This window comes from Amycolatopsis sp. SID8362, from assembly GCF_010550475.1.
Classification (GTDB): domain Bacteria; phylum Actinomycetota; class Actinomycetes; order Mycobacteriales; family Pseudonocardiaceae; genus Amycolatopsis; species Amycolatopsis eburnea.
Genome location: NZ_JAAGNB010000372.1, coordinates 1 through 677 on the forward strand (window position 1 = coordinate 1; position 677 = coordinate 677).

1 protein-coding gene is annotated in these 677 nt (G+C 76.5%); it reads right to left on the minus strand.

The features are described from left to right. A partial coding sequence (locus G3I65_RS11985) for a protein kinase (protein ID WP_160696168.1) occupies window positions 1–677 on the minus strand: 677 nt, incomplete at both ends.

A 677-nucleotide genomic window follows, 5' to 3' on the forward strand; every position in this document is an offset into this window, starting at 1 on the left:
CGCCGGGTGGGTGAAGCCGGGCGCTGCGGCGGGCCGCCGAACGTGCGGATCAGCGTGCGCCCGCTCGGGGGAAGCGGGGCCGGCGCGGACGCGGCGGGCCGGGGTTCCTCGGCGAAGTCGTCGAAATCGACGTCGGCCGGCTCCGGCTCGGGGTCGGCCTCGGGGAGCGCGGGAACCGGTGGTGTGACGCCGTCGCGGAGGTTCTCCAGCAGCGTCACGACGTCCGCCGGCCGGTCGTCCGGGTCCTTGGCCAGCAAGCTCCCGACCACATCGGACAGTCCGGGTGGGACGTCCGCGCCGCGGATCGGCGCGGCCGGTTCCCGCAGCACCTGCAGGATCCGCTCGCCGGGCTGCTGCCCGGTCCGGCGCGGGAACGGCGGCGCCCCGGTCAGCGCGCTGTACAGCACCGCGCCGAGGCCGTACAGGTCGGACGCGGGCGAAAGCGTGTCGTCGCGCAGGGTTTCCGGCGCGGTGTACTCCACCGCGTGCACCGGATCGCGCGGGAACCGGCGGCGCAGCGTCTGCCCGAAGTCGGCCAGGACGAACTCGCCCGAAGCGCGGTAGAGCACGTTGTCCGGCGTCACCCCGCCGTGCAGGACGCCGGCCGCGTGGGCCGCCGCCAGTGCCGAAGCGATCGCCGTGCCCAGCGCGAGCACGGCGTCGGCGGGCAGGCGGAC